Source organism: Dyella thailandensis (genome assembly GCF_050749815.1).
In the GTDB taxonomy this organism is placed as follows: domain Bacteria; phylum Pseudomonadota; class Gammaproteobacteria; order Xanthomonadales; family Rhodanobacteraceae; genus Dyella_A.
The window spans coordinates 2,528,529-2,545,445 of record NZ_CP192735.1 but is presented as its reverse complement, the minus strand read 5'-3'; the positions used below and the strand labels follow the sequence as shown (position 1 = coordinate 2,545,445).

Here is a 16,917-nt window from a genome sequence, read left to right as displayed (position 1 = left end):
TGTCTACGAGCGCAGCGCAGCGGCGGATGCAGCCCGGCGCAGTCGCGGGCACGCCGAAAGGGGAGCGGCCAGCTATCATAGGCAGTCCGTCGGGCGCGGCTACCGCCAGCCGCCCGGCCACACCAGACCGTCGGCCGGCAATGTGCGCGCCGGCCCAGCAAAGCGAGGTAGTCCCATGGCACGCGGTATCAACAAGGTCATCCTGGTCGGCAATCTGGGCGCGGACCCGGAAGTGCGCTACACCTCCAGCGGCACGGCGATCACCTCGCTCAGCGTGGCCACCTCCGAGAGCTGGACCGACAAGCAGAGCGGCGAGAAGCAGGAGCGCACCGAGTGGCACCGCGTGAAGCTGTTCGGCCGCCTCGCCGAGATCGCCGGCGAGTACCTGAAGAAGGGCCGCCAGATCTACATCGAAGGCTCGCTGCGCACCGACAAGTACACCGACAAGCAGGGCGTGGAGCGTTACAGCACCGACATCGTGGCCAGCGAAATGCAGATGCTCGGCGGCGGCGGTGAAGGCGGCGGCATGGGCGGCGGTGGTGGTGGTGGCTACCAGCAGCGCGGCCAGGGCGGCGGCGGTGGTCGTTCCGGTGGCGGCGGTGGTGGCAATCGCGGTGGCGACTACAACCGCGGCGGCAACGACATGCCGCGCCAGGCCCCCGCGCCGGCCGACACCGGCGGCTTCGATGACGACGACATCCCGTTCTGATCGAACCGGTCATGCCTCGACAAAAAGCCCGCAGCGATGCGGGCTTTTTGCTTGTGCGGAGTCGGTGTGGGTCAGGGCCGGCCGACCACCAGCACGGTGAAGCTGTTCGGCAGCATCTCCGGCCAGCCGCGGGCGTTCTTCCTGGTGCCCGGCGTGGCGGCGGAGAGGTAGAGGCGGTGGGTCTGCGGATCGAGCGTCATGGTGCGCGCGCTCTTCTGCGTGGGGATGGTGGCGGCGACGGTGTAGTGGTCGGCGTCATCTTCGTGCACGGCGGTGATCGTGCCGCTGCGGCCGTTGGAGCTGTAGATCGTGCTGGTGGCTGGATCGAAGACGGCGGCGTCGGGTCCATCGCCGATCGCCACCGTGGCGACCTGCGTGCCGGTGTTGGCGTCGGTCACCGCCATGACGCGGTTGTCGCAGACCGAGAACAGGCGATGGTGCGCGTTGTCCAGCGCCAGTCCGCTGGGCGACTCGCACGGCGCCAGCGACCAGGTGTGCAGCACGGCGTTGCTGCGCGAGTCGAGTTCGACCAGTTCGGCCTTGTCCTCGATGTTCATGTAGACGTGGCCGGCGCCATCGGCCTGGGCGAATTCCGGCTTGCCGGGCAGGGCGATGGTGGCGATCACTGCGCGCTTGGCCGGATCGATCACGCTGGCCGAGGCGCTGCGGCCGTTGAAGGTGAACACGTGGTGCGAGGCGGAGTCGTAGAGGATCGCATCCGGGTTCTGGCCGGTGCCGGTGATGCTGCCCAGCGGCTTGAGCGTGGCCAGGTCGAACACCGTCACCGAGGCGCTCTTGCCGTTGCTGGTGAAGCCCTGGCCCAGGTCGTCGGCGACGGCCACGCCGTGCACGCCGGCGGTGCCGGTGAGGGTGCCGACCGGCTTGCCGCTGGCCAGGTCGACCACCACCACGCGGTCGCCGCGGCTGACGAACAGATGCCGGTGCGGCGCGTCGACCGTGAGGTAGTCCCAGCCGCCGGGGCCACCGAGCGGCAGGCGTTCGATGATTTTGGTGGTGGGCACGGTGGCGGCTGCGTGCAGCGGCGCAAAAAGCGTGGCGAGCGAGAGGAACAGGGCTGAGCGCAGCAGTGGCTTCATGGTGGTTCCCTTGCGATGGGTGAGGTGAGGGGGGCGATCAGGCCGCGGCCCGGCGATGCCGGCGCAGCACGGCGTACAGCACCGGCATCACCAGCAACACCAGCGGAAGTTGCAGCAGCATGCCGGCGATGATCGCCACCGCCAGCGGCTGCTGCATCTGCGAGCCCTGGCCGATCGCCAGGGCCAGCGGCAGCAAGGTCAGGATGGCGGCGATAGTGGACATCAGGATCGGCCGCGTACGGTGCTGGCCGGCGCGACTCAGCGCATCGTGCAGCGGCAGCTCGCGCTGCGCCTCGTCGTCGTCGGTCTGCTGCAGCTCCGAGAAATAGAAGATCGCCACTTCGGTGACGATGCCCACGATCATCGTCATGCCCATCATCGAGGAGATGTTGAGCTCGATGCCGGTCAGCCACAGCCCGACGAACACCGCCGGCAAGGCCAGCAGCGGCATGGCGAGGATCGCCAGCGCCACGCGGAAGCTCTCGTACAGAAACAGCAGCAGCGTGAACACCAGCGCGATCGCCGCCACCATCACGATGGTGAGCCCGCGGAACGCCTGCTGCTGCTGCTTGTAGACGCCGCCCAGTTCGTAATACATGCCCTTGGGCAACATGCCCGCGCGTGACATGATCTTCTTTACGTCGCCGATCGCGGCACCGAGGCTGCGACCGCTGATGCGCCCCGTCACCGCCACCATGCGCTTGAGGTTCTCGCGCTCGATCTGAGGCTGCCCCTGTACCGGGGTCAAGCTGGCCACCTGGGACAGTGGCAGCAGATGTCCATCCGCAGCACGGATCGGCAGCGCCTCGATCTGCTCCATCCGCTGCCGGCGGTTGCCGGGAAGACTCACGCGCACGCCGACCATCCGGCCGGCCTGTGGCAGTTGCGCCGCCACCGAGCCCTCCACGGCAGCGGCGACCTGGTCGGTGACGCTGGTAGGATCGAGCCCCGCCAGCGCGGCGCGCGTGGAATCGACGTTCACCTCGAGCGCATCGCCTGCCGGATTGATGCCGTCGCGCACCCCCACCACGCCGGAAATCTTGCCCACCGCGTCGGCGACCTTGCGGGCGGTGGATTCCAGTTTGGCCGGGTCGTCGCCGTAGAGCTTGACCTCGATCGGCTGCGGCACCGCCACCAGATCGCCGATCAGGTCCTCCATCAGCTGCGAAAGCTCGATATCCAGCCCAGGTACGGTCGCCTCCACCTTGCTGCGCACCTCCTCCATTACCTGCTCGGTGCTGGGGCGCGAACCGGTTTTCAGCCGCACGAAGAAGTCGCCCTCGTTGGCCTCGGTAAGGCCGCCGCCGAGCTGCAGGCCGGTGCGCCGCGAGTAGGTGTCCACGTAGGGGTTGGCGCGGATGATCGTCTCCACCTGGCGCAGCAGGCGATCGGTCTCCTCCAGCGAGGTGCCCGGATCGGATCGGTAGTCGAGGATGAAGCCGCCCTCGTCCATGCTGGGCATGAAGCCGGTGCCCACCCGCGTGTAGGCCAGCGTGCCCACGACGAGCAACGGCACCACCAGCAGCAGGATCAGCAGCGGTCTCTTCAGCCATGCCTGCAGCGTGCGCTCGTAGCCGGCCATCATGCGTCGGGTGAAGCGTCCGGGCGGATGTTCGGTGCGGTGGCGCTTGTCGAGGAAGCGCTCGGCCAGCAGCGGTACGGCGATCCAGGTGAGCAGGTAGGAAATGATCAGCGCGCTGGCCATGGTCAGCGACAGCGCCTTGAAGAACGCGCCGGTGACGCCGGAGAGGAACGCCAGCGGCAGGAAGATGATCACCGTGGCCGCGCTGGAGCCGGTCAGCGGGCGGGAGAACTCCCATGCGGCGCCAGCGATGCGTTTATGTACGGCGGCCTCTTCGCCGCCGCTGTTGGCGCCGCCCAGCCGGCGCATGATGTGCTCCAGCATGACGATCACGTCGTCGATGATCAGACCCACCGCGGCGGCCATCCCGCCGAGCGTCATCATGTTGAAGCTCATGCCTAGCACGCGCAGCAGCAGCACGGTGATCGCCAGCACGGCCGGCACCACGATCAGCGCGATAAGGATCACCCGCGTGTTGCGCAGGAACACGAACAGCACCAGCCCCGCCAGCACGATGCCGATCAGGATCGCGTCGCGCACGCTGCCGGCGGCGCCGGTGACCAGTTGGGTCTGGTCGTACCAGCTGGCCAGGTCGACGCCGGCCGGCATCTGCGGCGCGAAGTCGGCCAGGCGCTTCTTCACGTCACGGGCGATCTGCACGCTGTTGCCGGAAGGCTGCTGGTAGACCTGCAACAGCACCGCGTTCTGACCGTCGGCATTGACCTTGATCCACTGCGGCACGTGGCCGAGCCGGATCGTTGCCACGTCCCGCAGGCGCACCACGCCGCCGGGCATGGCACGCAGCACGATGTCGCGCAGCGCGCCGAGCGAGGTCGGCTGGTTGTTCGCCAGCAGCAGGTACAGCTTGTAGTGGTCGGAGACGCGGCCCATCGCCTGGATGGTGGCGGCGTGCCCGACCGCTGCGGTTACGTCGGACAGGCTGAGGTCGAGTGCACGCAGCTTGTCCGGATCGACGTCCACGTGGAACTCCACCACCTCGCCGCCCTGCACCTTGACCTGTGCCACGCCGGTGATGCCGGTGAGCAGCGGGCGCAGCTGGTATTGCGCCAGATCATGCAGATCGGCGGGCGAAACCGTGTGCGAGCGCAGGCTGTAAGCAAGCACGGGGAACGTGGTGGGATCCATCCGCCGGGTGCTGACCCGGGTACCCGGTGGCAGCTCCGGCAATACCTGGCCCGCGGCGGCGTTGATCGCCTGCAGCGCGGCGGCCATGTCCGCACCCCAGTCGAAGGTGACTGCGATGTCTGCGCTGCCACGACTGGTCGTGGAGCGCACACCGCGCACGCCGCGCACGCGGCGCACAGCCACTTCCACCGGCGTGGTTACCGCCACCGCCATCTGGTCGGCCGGGCGATCGCCCGCGTCCAGCGTCACCTGCACGCGCGGAAACGCGACATTGGGAAACAGCGCCACCGGCATCAGGAACGCACTGGCGATGCCACCGAGCGCCAGCATCAGGGCGAGAAACAGCAGCGAGCGCCGGTGCCGTTGCATCCACAGCGAGAGGTTCACCGTGCCGACTCCTGCACGGCGTCGCCGTCGTGAAGCTCGTACACGCCCTGCACGATCACCGGGGCCTTCGCATCGAGCGGCCCGAGCACGCCCACCGGGTCGCCGTCGGGGCTGCGCAGGGTCACGTTCACGCGCTTTGCCTTGCCGTGGTCGAGCTGGAACAGGTAGTCGCCGTGATCGTCGTGCAGCACGGCGTCGCGCGGCACCGCCCAGGCGCTGACGTCGCGGGTCTCGATGGTGGCCTGCAGCGGCGTGCCGGCCACCAGCGCGGCGCCGGCCTGCGCCGGCAGGCTGACCCGTGCCGGCAGCAGGTGGCTCTGCGGATCGATCGACGCGCCGATCATCGTCAGCGTGCCCTCTAGTGCGGGCGCATCGCTGTAGGCGCCGCGCAGGCGCACCGCCATGCCGGCGTGCAGCTTGCTGCCGTCCGGCGGCTGCACGCCCAGTTCGGCGACCAGCGCCTGATCGGGCGTGAAGGAAAGCAGCGTTGCGTTGGCGGTGAAGCGCTCGCCCTGGCCGACATTGCGGCTGGTCACCACACCGTCGGCCGGTGCGGTCACCGTCTCCTCGGCCGCGCCGCCACCCAGCGCGCGTTGTGCGGCGAGCGTGGCGTCGGCGTCGGCCAGCGCCTTGCGCGCCGCGGCCAGCTGCGACTGCGTCGCCAGTCGCTGGCGGGCCAACGCCTGGATGCGGACGAGCTCGCTCTGCGCAAGCTGGCGTGCGCTCAGTGCCTGGCGATACGCGCTGCGGGCGGCAGGGTCCGGCGCGATCACCAGCAGCGGCTCGCCGCGCCGCACGCGCTGCCCGGCGCTCACCATCAGTGCCTGCACCTGGCCGCCGTGGCCGAGGCTGATCACGCGGGCGCGCTGCGGATCGCTGACCGCGCTGCCCCAGGCCTGCACGGTGTCGTGGAAGGTCTGCTGCCTGGGCACCATGGTGGTGACGGCGACCGCGCCGCGCGCGCCGGCTGCGCTGCTGGCGTCATCGTCGCCGCCCTGGCCGCTGGAGCACCCGGCCAGCAGGGCAGCCAGCGGCAGCCACAGCAGCAGCGGGCGGAGGGAAGGCGTGACGCGGATCGGCATCATGGCGTGTCGGCTCGTGCGGGTGGGGACGCGGGAGTGAGATCGGTGCTGCCCAGCAGCGCGCTCAGTGCGATCGCGGCGGTGGCGCGCCGCTGGCGCAGGTCGAGACGGTCGAGGTCGGCGCCGAGCGCGTTGGCGCGAATGGCCAGGTAGGTCGGCCAGTCCAGCTCGCCGTGCTGCCAGGTGAGCTCGGCGGCGCGGCGCGCATGCGCCAGCTCGCCGGCGTGGCGGTCCTGCGCGGCGGCGGCGCGGGTCAGCGTGGCCAGGTCGTCGGTGAGGCGGCGGATATCGGTGCGCGTGGCGAGCACGCGCGCGGCGTAGTCGTCGCGCAGCTGCTGGCGGGTCGCCGTGGCGATCGCGATGTTGCCGCGGTTGCGGTCGAACAGCGGCAGCGTGATGCCCAGCGTGACGCCGTTGGTATAGACCGCGCTGGTGTCGCGCGCGGTGTTGAAGCCGAGCGTGATCGCCGGGAACTGCGCGCGGATCGCGCCGCGCAGGTTCGCCTCCTGCGACGCGTAGCCGGCCTGCAGGGCGAGCAGGTCGGGCCGGCGCTGCGGCAGAGCATCCAGCGCGCGTTGCACCGCGGCGGGTGACGGGTCGTCGCGCCACGGCGGGCCGACCAGGTCGATCGGCGCGTCCGGCGCCAGCCCCAGCAGGCCGTGCAGGTCGGCTTCGGCCTGATCCAGCGCCACGGTGTTGTCGTCCAGGCGATGACGTACGTCGGCGAGCGCGTTGAGGCCGGTGCTGGCGGCATCGTGGGTGAGGTTGCCGGCGCGCAGCGCGGTCTGCACCTGTGCGGCCAGTGGCGCCAGCGCGTCGCGCTCGCGTCGCAGGCGAACCTCCTTGGCCTGCAGCGTGGTCACCTGCTCAAACAGCACGCGCGCCTGCGCCACGGTCTGCCACTCGGCCCAAAGCAGGTCCAGGTTCACCTGCTGCGTCTGGCTGCGGGCAGCGGCAACGCGCGACGAGCGGTTGAGCAGGGCGGCCAAGTCGGCGCTGATCCCCGCGCTGTATGCGCTGGTGAGGCCGGGGGCGTTGCTGCGGGGAAAATCCGCGCCCAGGGCGAGCTGGGGGTCCGGCAGCAGACCGGCGGCGAACGCCTGCGCCCGCGCCAGGCCAAGCGCATCGCGCTTGGAGCGCAGGTCCGGGTTGTTCGCCACCGCCAGCGTGGCCAGCTCGGTCACATCCAGCCCGTCGGTGGGATCGAAGCGATGCGCCGGCAGCCATGCGCGCGCCGGCAGCGAGGCGCTGAGCTGGCCGACGCTCGTGGCGCCGTGGCCAGCCGGTAGCGGCAGCGGGCGATAGGTGGCGCAGCCGGCCAGCAGGGTGAGCGCCAGCGCGGTCAGGCCGCGGCAAAGGCGCGCCGTGAACGCCGGGCGGCGGCCGGATCGCGCGATGGGGCATCGATGCATGAAGCTCTCTCAAGCGGACGGATCGACAAATGCCGCGCCACCCGGGGCGGCGACGCAGGAAACCACCATCATCGCGGCCGCTCCTTTGCCCCAGCTTAGGGACGATCAGAGCCCCCACAGCGGTGGCATCGACCATCGCCGACAGGCCTGACGTAAGGTTGCGCCAAGCCGATCCGGTCATCATGGGGCGGCGACAAGCGGAAGGAGTCAGCGGCGTGCACATCATCCTGGTCGAAGACGATGCCCAGCTCGGTGGGGCGATCCAGCGTGCGCTGGAGCGCCTGAGCTACACCGTCACCTGGCTGCGCGACGGCCGCAGCGCCAGCGCGGCGCTGGCCGATCGCACCGCCGACCTGGTGCTGCTGGATCTGGGCCTGCCCGGTCGCGACGGCCTGGACGTGCTCACCGCCGCGCGCCGCGCGCAGGTGGATACGCCGGTGATCGTGATGACCGCCCGCGACGGGCTGCAGTCGCGCGTGAAGGGGCTCGACGCCGGCGCCGACGACTACCTGGTCAAGCCGTTCCACCTCGACGAGCTCGCCGCACGCATCCGCTCGCTGATGCGCCGCCATCACGGGCGCGCGGTGAACCGCATCGAGGCCGGCGCGCTGTCGCTGGATCTGGAGAGCGCCGAAGTGCGCTTTCGCGACGAGCCGGTGGAGCTCACCCGCCGCGAGTTCGCCCTGCTGCAGCAGCTGATGGAGCGCGCCGGGCAGATCGTGCGCCGCGAGCACCTGGAGAACTCGATCTACGGGCTGGACAACGTGGTGGGCCGCGGCGCGCTGGAAGTGCTGGTCCACTCGCTGCGCCGCAAGCTGGGCGCCGACACCGTGCGCACCGTGCGCGGCTTCGGCTACATGCTGCCGCGGGAGCCGCAGTGAGCGCGGCCAGCCTGCGCTGGCGGCTGGGCTGGCTGGTCATCGCCACGCTGGCGGTGGTGCTGGTGCCGCTGGGCATCATCAGCTTCCGCGCCACGCTGGTGGAGGTGACCGAGCTGTCCGATGCGCGGTTGGCCCAGTCGGCCCGCACGGTCGACCTGCTGGTGCGCGAGGCGGGCCTGGATGCCCTGCGCGCACGTGCGGATCGGGCGGCGCCGGCACCGCCGCGGCTGACCCTTCCGGTGGCGGGGCGCGAAGTGGAAACCGAGGTCGGCTTCCGCGTCACCGATGCCTCGGGCGCCGTGCGGCTGGAGTCGGCCAATTTCGCCAGCGTGCCGCGCACCACCGCGAATGCCGACGGCTTCGGCGAGCTGGTACTCGATGCGATGCACTGGCGCACCTACACCCTGCGCGATCCGGCGTCGGGCATCGTCATCCTGGCCGGCGAGCGCTACGACAGCCGCAACGACATCACCCGCGCGCTGTGGCTGGATCACGCCTTGCCGCTGCTACTGGGGATGCCGCTGGTGGCGCTGCTGGTGGGGTGGGCGGTGCGCCGCGGCCTGCGCCCGCTCGACCGCCTCGCCGACACGCTGCGCCGCCGCGCACCGGGCAGCCGCGAGCCGGTCGACCTGGCGCCGCTGCCGCCGGAACTGCAGCCGATGATTGCCGCGCTGAACGACCAGCTGGCTCGGCTGGAAGATGCGCTGGAGCGCGAGCGCCGCTTCAGCGCCGACGTGGCGCACGAGCTGCGCACCCCCATCGCCAGCAGCCTGATCAACGTGGAGACGGCGATCGGCAGCCACGATCGCGCGGGCACCGATCTGGCACTGGGGCAGACCCAGCAGGCGCTCACCGTGCTGGCACGCCGGGTGGAGCAGTTGCTGGCGCTGGCCCGGATCGAAGCCGGTGCGGCCGCGGCGCACGCGCGGGTGGATCTGCGCGACATCGCGATGGAGGTGATCGACGAGCTCGCACTGCCGATCGCCGACTGGAACGTGGAGCTGGCCCTGACGCTGCCGCCGCAGCCGCTGGTGGTCGAGGGCTTCGCCGCCGGCCTCGCCGCGTTGCTGCGCAACCTGGTGGAGAACGCGCTGCGGCACGTGCCGCAGGGCGGCGCGGTGGAGCTGCGCGTGGAAGCGCAGGCGGACACCGCGATGATCGAAGTGATCGACAACGGCCCGGGCATCCCGCCCGAGCGTCGCGACGAGGTGTTCGCCCGCTTCCACCGCGAACCCGGCGGGCGCGGCGACGGCTACGGACTGGGGCTTTCCATCGTGCAGCGCGTGGCGCAGATGCACCGTGCGCGGATCGAGCTCGACGATGCGCCCGGCGGACGCGGATTGTGCGTGCGCGTATGCATTCCGCTCGCGCGGATGAACGCCAGCACCACGCCGCCATCGACCTAATAGCGCGCTAAGCACACCGCGTGATCATGGCCTGGCGACATGCCGTCGCCTTCTTCAGGAGTTGCCATGAAATCCCTCGTTTGCTCATGCGCCGTCGCCCTGCTGGCGCTGTCCGGCGCCGCCTCGGCGGCCACCGCTGCCGACGCCGCCAAGGCCCGTATCGACATGCCGCATGCGCGCACCATCGCCTTGCACACCTACCCGGGCAAGATCGTCAAGGAAGAGTTGGAAAAGGAGCGCGGCGGCAGCGGCCTGCGCTACTCCTTCGACGTCAGCGGCAGCAAGGGCACCCGCGAGATCGGCGTGGACGCGGTGACCGGCAAGGTGCTGGAAAACTCCGATGAGAGTCAGGACAACGACTGAGCCCCAGCGGGAAAGTGCAGCGTGAGGGTGCGTGCACCACCCTCACGCTGGATCGAAAGTTGCGCACCGTGCAGCCTGGCAACGCGCCGGGCCAGCATCAGCGCGAAGCTGCGCCCGCCATGCTCGGGGCCAGCCTTCTTCTCGGTGAAGGCTATTTGCGCGCCGCCTCCCTTTTCACGGCGGAGCGTCACCGTGATCCACCCGCCGCCCGCCTTCTGCTGCAGGCTGTCATCGATCCAGGCCTCCAGAACGTCGTCGATGGACGATCCGTCGACGCGCACGGGCAGCGGACCGCCCGGGCCCTCGTAGCCGATGTCCAGATCGCCGCCGTGGCGATCTTCCGCGCGTCGCGCCACCAGTGACTGCAGCAGGGCGTCGAGGTTGATGACTTCACGTTGATCCAGGCGCTTGTGGTCCGGGCCGAGCCGCGCCAGGGCGAGTAGTTGCCGGGTGACTCGCGTGGCCTGTTCGTTGTGCTGCATGACTTCCTGTAGCGCGGCCTCCCGCGCGGCGGCGTCACTGCTGCGCAATGCGCGATCGACCGCGGCACGCAGGCGATCCAGCGGCAGTCGCAGTCGACGGCTGGCATCGACGACGAAACGTTCCTGTGCGTGCCTGGCAGCATTCATGCGGGCAAGCAGCCGACGCAGTGCCTGGGACAGCGAGGCGAGTTCCCACGGCACCGTTTCATCGTCCGGCAGGTCTTGCCGCGGCGAAGCGGGATCGAGAGAGGCGACCAGCGATTTCAACGCCCGCAGTGCGGCTCCCACCGCGAGCCAGGTCACCACGATCACCGCCAGCAAGATCGGAAGCTGCACAAGCGTCGCCAGCCACACCAGACGCGCGGCCTGCATGCGGCGTGGCGCCAGCGGCTCGCCGACGGCCACCGCAGCGGCTCCGCCATGTGACGTCGCAAGGCGCGCCACCCGGGCGGGGCCATCGGGCATAGGCAGATCGTAGAGAGCTACATCGGCCGACGCCTTTGCGTCTCCGGTCAGGTGCGCATTGCCCGCCACGGTGCGTCCCTGTCGGTCGACGACCTGGAAGTAGAGCGAGCGGTGACCTTCATGCGCCAACAGGAAGCGCGCTGCGGCGGGAAGCTGGACGTGGTCGTCCCGCTGCTCCACCAGTTTCGCCAGGGCGCGGCCGCTGGCGAGCAGATCGGCGTCATAGCGCTGGCCCGCGTAGCGCACGGCGAGCGTGGCACTGGCGAGCAGGTCCAGCAGTACGAGCAGCGCGAGTGGCCCGACGACACAGCGGAAAACATGGCCGCGCAGACCGATGCGGTGAGCTTGACCACGACGCATGGGCAACATCCAGCAGCAACAGACTGCAAGGATGCCGCCGCCAGCTTAGTAACCCATTATGCGGACGAGCGCGGGTGCCGGTACCTATCCGCCACCGACCCGTAGCATCTACTTGAAGCGGTGCACGAAGCCCATCTGGAAACCGCCGGGCAGCCAGCCGAGGATCAGCGGCGAGTGGCGTCGTGCCGACCAGATGCCGATGCCGGTGCCCAGCGCGGCGCCGACCAGCACGTCGCTCTGCCAGTGGCCGCGCACCTTCATGCGCGCCACCGCGTCGTAGGCAGGCAGCAGCGCCAGCGCGTAGACCGCGGGGTGGTCCTGGCCGTAGTTGGCGATGAACGGCGTCACCGCGGCGGAGATCGCCGCCACCTCGCCGCTGGGAAAGCTCTGCGCCTTGGAACTCTTGAACCACTGGTTGGGGCTGGCGGTCTGCGACGGGCGCTCGCGGCGGAAGGTGTACTTCATGCCGGTCGCAGCCACGCCGGTGATCACCATCGAATCGACCGAGCGCCAGAACGTGTCGCCGAGCTTGCTGTCGTCACCCAGCGCGAGTGCGCCCACGCCCACGGTGAGGATGCTGCCGTACATCAGCGCCTTCTGGTTGTTGCGGTTCCAGATGCCGCTGTTGTCGTAGTGCAGGCGGTGGTCGATGCCGAACGGTCCGCCCGCGGCGTACGCGTTGCTGCCGCCGACGAGGGTGGCAAGAGAAAGCAGGACGACGAATAGACGACGCATGATCAGGCTCCCCGTGCGACGGGCGGCGTAGGCCCGGTGCACCGGTGACGCTAGGCGCCGAGGCTTTCGTTCCGCTTACGTGGGAGGCAGCGTGCGCGTGCGCGGGCGGTGCCGGATTGACGCAGCTCAACTGCGCGCGGTGGCGAACGCGGCCCGCTCGGCGGCGTTCAGCGGCAGCGGCAAGGCGCGGCCTTCGCGCTGCGAGGCGAAGCCGGTGTCGATCACCGCCATCACCGCCAGAGCCTCGATCGGCGTCACCGGCCAGGGTGACTCACCGGCGATGGCGTCGCGCAGGGCGGCGTAATAACGGCGCTGATCGCCGGCGACCGCCGGTAGTGCGCGTTCATGGCCATGCGCGTCGATCACGGTGAGCGGATCGGCGTCGTCGCCCCAGCCGGCAGCGCCGGGCGTGAGGCCGGCCAGCAGCTGGGCTTCCTGGCGATCGGCGCCGGTCTTGATCAGACTGCCGCGCGTGCCATGCACCACGAAGCGCCGCGCGCCGCCGGCCACCAGCATGCTGGCGTGCACGATCACCTGGCGCGCGCCGTAGTCCAGCCGCACGTGCGCCCAGTCGTCGCTAAGGCCGCCCGCGCGCTGGGTCGCGAGCGCGGCATGCACGCGCTCGGGCAGGCCGAACAGCTGCAGCGCCTGGTCGACCAGGTGCGGGCCGAGGTCGTACCAGATGCCCGCGCCGGGGCCGGCCGATTCGCGCCAGCGGTCGCGCACGGCGGGCCGGTAGCGGTCGATGTGCGATTCGAAGTGCATCGCTTCGCCGATCATGCCCGCGTCGATCGCCTGCTTCACCGCGAGGTAGTCGCTGTCCCAGCGGCGGTTATGGAACACCGAGAGCTGGCCGGGCGAGGCGTCGGCGAGGGTGATCAGTGCGCGCGCTTCGGCCAGGTCCAGCGCCATCGGCTTGTCGATCACCACGTGCCGGCCGGCGCGCAATGCATCGGCGGCCAGCGGCGCGTGGGTGTCGTTGGGGGTGGCGATCACCACCACGTCGAGGCTGTCGTCGGCGATGAGTGCGGCGGGCGTGTCGTGCACGCGAATGTGCGGCAAGTCTGCGTGCACCTTGGCGGCATCGCGCGAGGCGACGGCCGCGAGTTCGAGGCCGGGCGTGGCACGGATCAGCGGCGCGTGGAAGGTCTTGCCGGCGTAGCCGTAGCCGATCAGGCCGAGGCGAATGGGGGAGTGTGGGGCGGTCATGTCGAGATTCTCGCTGTAGGAGCGCATCTTGTGGGCGACGCGGGCTCGCCAGATGGCGAGGGTCGCGCACAGGGTGCGCTCCTACAGGGCGCGCGACTCCGATGGGTATGCGGGGCGGTCACGTCGAGATTCCCGCTGTAGGAGCGCATCTTGTGGGCGACGCGGGCTCGCCAGATGGCCAGGGTCGCGCACAGGGTGCGCTCCTACAGGGCGGGTGCGCGATTCCAATGGGAGTGCGGGTCGGTCATGTCGAGATTCCCGCTGTAGGAGCCCACCCTGTGGGCGACCCGGGCTCGCCAAGTGGCGAGGGGCGATCGCGCACAGGGTCCGCTCCTACGGGGTAGATGCGCGATCGTTCCCGCGATCGGCATCGGGCAGATCATGCTTCGGGTCGAGCACGGCCGACTTCACCGGCTGGTTGCCGTCCACGTGCACCACGTAGCTCGTGTGCTGCATCCAGGTCTCCACCGGCACGCGCACGTCGCGCGTGCTGCCGTCGGCGTAGGTGAGCTGCAGCGTGTTCGGCAGCACGAGCTTGTCGTGGTTGGACACGGTGATGTCCGCGCCGTTCTTCCAGCCGCCGTTGGCCGGGGCGACCTTGTCCACGCTCATGTCGAACTGCCAGTTGTGTGCGAACCAGCCGCGCCAGAACCAGTCGAGGTCTTCGCCGGCTTCGCTGGCCATGAAGCGGAAGAAGTCCGAGGGACTCGGGTGCCGGTAGGCCCAGGTGGCGATGTAGCGACGGAACGCGGGGTCGAAGCGTTCCGGGCCGATGATCTGCTCGCGCAGCAGCACCAGGCCGAAGGCCGCCTTGAAGTAGGTGATCGGGTGACGGTATTTCTCCTTCACCGCGTCGGCGTAGGTCATCGGCGGTGGGGCATCGGGATCGGCCAGGATTGCGGCGATCTGCTCGGCCGGCGTGCCCTTGCCCGGCGCGTATTCGCTGTCGCGCTTGGGCGCGAACTTGCCGCCGTCGAAGGCCTCGGCCTCGTACACGTCGACGAAGGTGTTGAAGCCCTCGTCCATCCACGCGTCGCGGCGCTCGTTGGAGCCCACGATCATCGGGAACCAGGTGTGGCCGATCTCGTGGGCGATCAGCATGCGCAGGCCGGGGCCGGCCGCCTTCTTGTGGTCGAAGGTGATGCCCGGGTATTCCATGCCACCGGCGGTGCCGGCCTCATTGATCGCCACCGGATACGGGTACGGGAAATAGGTCCTGGAGAAGAACTCCACCGACTTCTTGAGGTTCTGCGTGGCCACGCCCCAGGCGGTATCGCCGGCGCTCTCCACCGGATAGGCGGACATCGCCAGCGCGGTCCTGCCGCCGGGCAGGTTCATCCGCGCGGCGTCCCAGATGAACGCCTTGGACGCGCCGAAGGCGACATCGCGGGTGTTCTTCATGGCGAAGTGCCAGGTCAGCGTGCCGCCCTGCTTGGGGCGCGAGGCCGGGTCGGTGACTTCCGCGGCGGAGCGGATCATCACCGTGGCGTCGCTGTGGCGGGCCTGCTCCAGGCGCTCGCGCTGGGTCTTGGTCAGCACCTCCTGCGGATTGAGCAGCTCGCCCGAGCCGACCACGATCATGTCCGACGGCACGGTGACGCGGTAATCGAAGTCGCCGTACTCGAGATAGAACTCGCTGTTGAGGAAGGGCTGGGTGTCCCAGCCGCGCAGGTCGTCGTAGACGCACACGCGCGGGTACCACTGCGCCATCTCGAAGATGTCGCCCTGCTTGTTGGCGTTCCAGTCGGTGCGGCCGCCGAATTCGCCCGGCACGGTGTAATCCCAGGTGATGTGCAGCTTGAGCTTGCCGTCGTGTGCCTTGAGCGGGGCGGGCAGGGTGACCTGCATGCGGGTGTCACTGATCACCCACGTTGCCTTCTGCCGGTGGCCGGAGGCGTCTTCCACTTCCACCGAGCGGATGTGCTCACCGTCGGTGAACTCGGTGGGGAATTTCTCGTCGCCGAACGCGCCGCGCGCGTCGCGGCGGTAGCGGTTCTGCTCCACCTGCAGCCAGATCACCTCGAGCGCGTCGGGGCTGTGGTTGGTGTAGGTGATGGTCTCGGTGCCCGAGAGCTGGCGTGTGGCCGGGTCGAGCTTGGCCTGGATCGCGTAGTCGGCGCGGTTCTGCCAGAACATCGGGCCGGGCTTGCCGCTGGCGTCGCGCATGGCATCGGCCGGATGCGGCCAGGCGAAGGGCGCGAAGGTCTCCAGCGGATCGAAGTGCGAGGCGGGCGCGGCCTCGGCGGCGAGCGCGCCGGCGGCGGCGATGGACAGGAAGGCGGCAGCGAGCGGGCGGAGCAGCGATACGGTCATGCGGGCCTCGTGATGGTCAGGGCATGCCTCCCGCGCGGATCACGGCGAGCACGTCGTGGCAGGCGCCCATGGTGTGGTAGTCGGTCTTGCCGGCGGGGCTCTTCTCGTCGCTCATCGCGCGGTTGTCGCGGGTGAGGATGCGGTACCAGGCGCCGTGGCGGTGATCGATGAAAGTGTGCCATGCGTAGGTCCACAGCCGGGCATACCATTGGTCATAGGTCGCCTCGCCGGTGCGCGCGTGCAACCGCGCCGCCGCAGCGATGGATTCGGCCTGCACCCAGAAGTATTTGTCGTCGTCGCAGACCTGGCCGTCCGGCGCGAAGCCATAGGCGATGCCGCCGTGTTCCGGGTCCCAGGCACGCGCCAGCGCCGTATCGAACAGCTGCCGTGCGGTGGGTGCCAGCCAGTCGGCCGCACGTCCTTGCGCCGCGAGCAGGGGTTCGAGCGTGAGCAGCAGCTTGGCCCACTCGGTGAGATGGCCGGGCTGAAAACCCCAGGGGCGGAACAGGTGCTTGGGGTCGTCGCGGTGGTAGTCCCAGTCCACGTTCCACTGCGCGTCGTAGTGCTCCCACACCAAGCCGCCGGCGAGCGCGGCCTGGCGGCGCGTGATGTGATCGGCAAGGGTGAGCGCGCGATCGAGATAACGCGCTTCGCCGGTGGCCTGGTGCGCGGCGATCATCGCCTCGCACATGTGCATGTTGGCGTTCTGGCCGCGATATGGGCTGAAGTGCCACTGTGCATCGGCCTCGTCGCGATAAAGCCCTGCATCGGCATCCCAGAAGCGCCGTTCCAGCAGTTGCCAGGTTTCGTCCATCCAGGCGCGCGCCTCATCGATGCCGGCCTTCACCGCGGTGGCGTAGGCCAGCAGCACGAAGGCCATGCCGTAGGCGTGTCGGGTGGTGTCCTCGGGCTGGCCGTCGCGCACCGTCCAGGCGTAGCTGCCATCGCTGGCGTCGCGGTGCACCTCGCGCAGGTAGCGCAGGCCATGGCGCGCCTCGGCGAGGTAATCCTCACGATCGAACTCGATCGCCGCCATCGCGTAGTTGAAGACGAAGCGCGTGCTGCTAACCAGGTGTCGGTGGCTGCGCTCGTACACCGTGCCGTCGTCGCGGAAGTAGTGGAAGAAGCCGCCGGTGGGATCGTGCGCATGGACGTCGTAGAACGCCATGGTCTGCGCGATGTGCTCGCGCAGGAAAGCCTCGCTACGCACGTCGGGAAGCACAGGGACGGAGCTGGCGTGGGTCATGCGTGAACGATCCAGGTGGGACGAGTCAGGTGGGGACGAGAG

13 protein-coding genes are annotated in these 16,917 nt (G+C 69.8%); 4 read left to right on the top strand and 9 right to left on the bottom strand.

What is annotated here, in order from left to right:
* The first annotated feature begins 175 nt into the window (after positions 1–175).
* Positions 176–709 (top strand): single-stranded DNA-binding protein, encoded by a 534-nt coding sequence (gene ssb, locus ACQVBX_RS11820; protein ID WP_431634275.1) that lies wholly within the window; start codon positions 176–178, stop codon positions 707–709.
* A 71-nt stretch (positions 710–780) separates the two neighbouring features.
* Here the strand turns inward: ssb and ACQVBX_RS11815 are convergent, their stop codons facing one another.
* From ACQVBX_RS11815 to ACQVBX_RS11800, 4 genes are read right to left on the bottom strand one after another with little or no spacing between them, the layout of a single operon-like run.
* Complete coding sequence (locus ACQVBX_RS11815) at positions 781–1,806, bottom strand: YncE family protein (protein ID WP_431634274.1); 1,026 nt, start codon at positions 1,804–1,806, stop codon at positions 781–783.
* A gap of 37 nt (positions 1,807–1,843) precedes the next feature.
* Positions 1,844–4,903: an efflux RND transporter permease subunit gene (locus tag ACQVBX_RS11810; RefSeq protein WP_431638174.1), complete on the bottom strand. Its 3,060-nt coding sequence runs from the start codon at positions 4,901–4,903 to the stop codon at positions 1,844–1,846.
* Positions 4,904–4,917: 14 nt separating this feature from the next.
* Complete coding sequence (locus ACQVBX_RS11805; RefSeq protein WP_431634273.1) at positions 4,918–6,006, bottom strand: efflux RND transporter periplasmic adaptor subunit; 1,089 nt, start codon at positions 6,004–6,006, stop codon at positions 4,918–4,920.
* A complete protein-coding gene (locus ACQVBX_RS11800; RefSeq protein ID WP_431634272.1) occupies positions 6,003–7,415 on the bottom strand; it encodes a TolC family protein in 1,413 nt (470 codons plus the stop codon). The genes ACQVBX_RS11805 and ACQVBX_RS11800 overlap by 4 nt, the downstream gene beginning before the upstream one ends.
* Before the next feature lie 215 nt (positions 7,416–7,630).
* Here ACQVBX_RS11800 and ACQVBX_RS11795 point away from each other — a divergent pair, with 215 nt between their 5' ends.
* From ACQVBX_RS11795 to ACQVBX_RS11785, 3 genes are all read left to right on the top strand, one after another.
* Entirely contained in the window at positions 7,631–8,296 is a 666-nt protein-coding gene (locus ACQVBX_RS11795; protein WP_431634271.1) for a response regulator, read from the top strand.
* Between the two features lie 383 nt (positions 8,297–8,679).
* On the top strand, positions 8,680–9,702 hold the full coding sequence (locus tag ACQVBX_RS11790; protein WP_431634270.1) for an ATP-binding protein: 1,023 nt from the start codon (positions 8,680–8,682) through the stop codon (positions 9,700–9,702).
* Between the two features lie 66 nt (positions 9,703–9,768).
* Positions 9,769–10,065, top strand: coding sequence for a PepSY domain-containing protein (locus ACQVBX_RS11785; RefSeq protein WP_431634269.1), 297 nt, complete (start codon positions 9,769–9,771; stop codon positions 10,063–10,065).
* Here the strand turns inward: ACQVBX_RS11785 and ACQVBX_RS11780 are convergent.
* The 5 genes from ACQVBX_RS11780 to ACQVBX_RS11760 form a co-directional block, all read right to left on the bottom strand.
* Positions 10,050–11,372 carry a sensor histidine kinase N-terminal domain-containing protein gene (locus tag ACQVBX_RS11780; protein ID WP_431634268.1) on the bottom strand — a complete coding sequence of 441 codons (1,323 nt, stop codon included), beginning with the start codon at positions 11,370–11,372 and terminating at the stop codon, positions 10,050–10,052. The two genes, ACQVBX_RS11785 and ACQVBX_RS11780, sit on opposite strands and share 16 nt — an antisense overlap.
* A gap of 108 nt (positions 11,373–11,480) precedes the next feature.
* The gene (locus ACQVBX_RS11775; protein WP_431634267.1) at positions 11,481–12,107 is read right to left on the bottom strand and encodes a phosphatase PAP2 family protein; all 627 of its coding nucleotides are present in this window, start codon (positions 12,105–12,107) and stop codon (positions 11,481–11,483) included.
* Between the two features lie 126 nt (positions 12,108–12,233).
* The gene (locus tag ACQVBX_RS11770; RefSeq protein WP_431634266.1) at positions 12,234–13,316 is read right to left on the bottom strand and encodes an oxidoreductase; all 1,083 of its coding nucleotides are present in this window, start codon (positions 13,314–13,316) and stop codon (positions 12,234–12,236) included.
* Between the two features lie 333 nt (positions 13,317–13,649).
* A complete protein-coding gene (locus tag ACQVBX_RS11765) occupies positions 13,650–15,629 on the bottom strand; it encodes a M1 family metallopeptidase (RefSeq protein WP_431634265.1) in 1,980 nt (659 codons plus the stop codon).
* A 16-nt stretch (positions 15,630–15,645) separates the two neighbouring features.
* A complete protein-coding gene (locus ACQVBX_RS11760; protein ID WP_431634264.1) occupies positions 15,646–16,875 on the bottom strand; it encodes an AGE family epimerase/isomerase in 1,230 nt (409 codons plus the stop codon).
* Between the last annotated feature and the right edge of the window lie 42 nt (positions 16,876–16,917).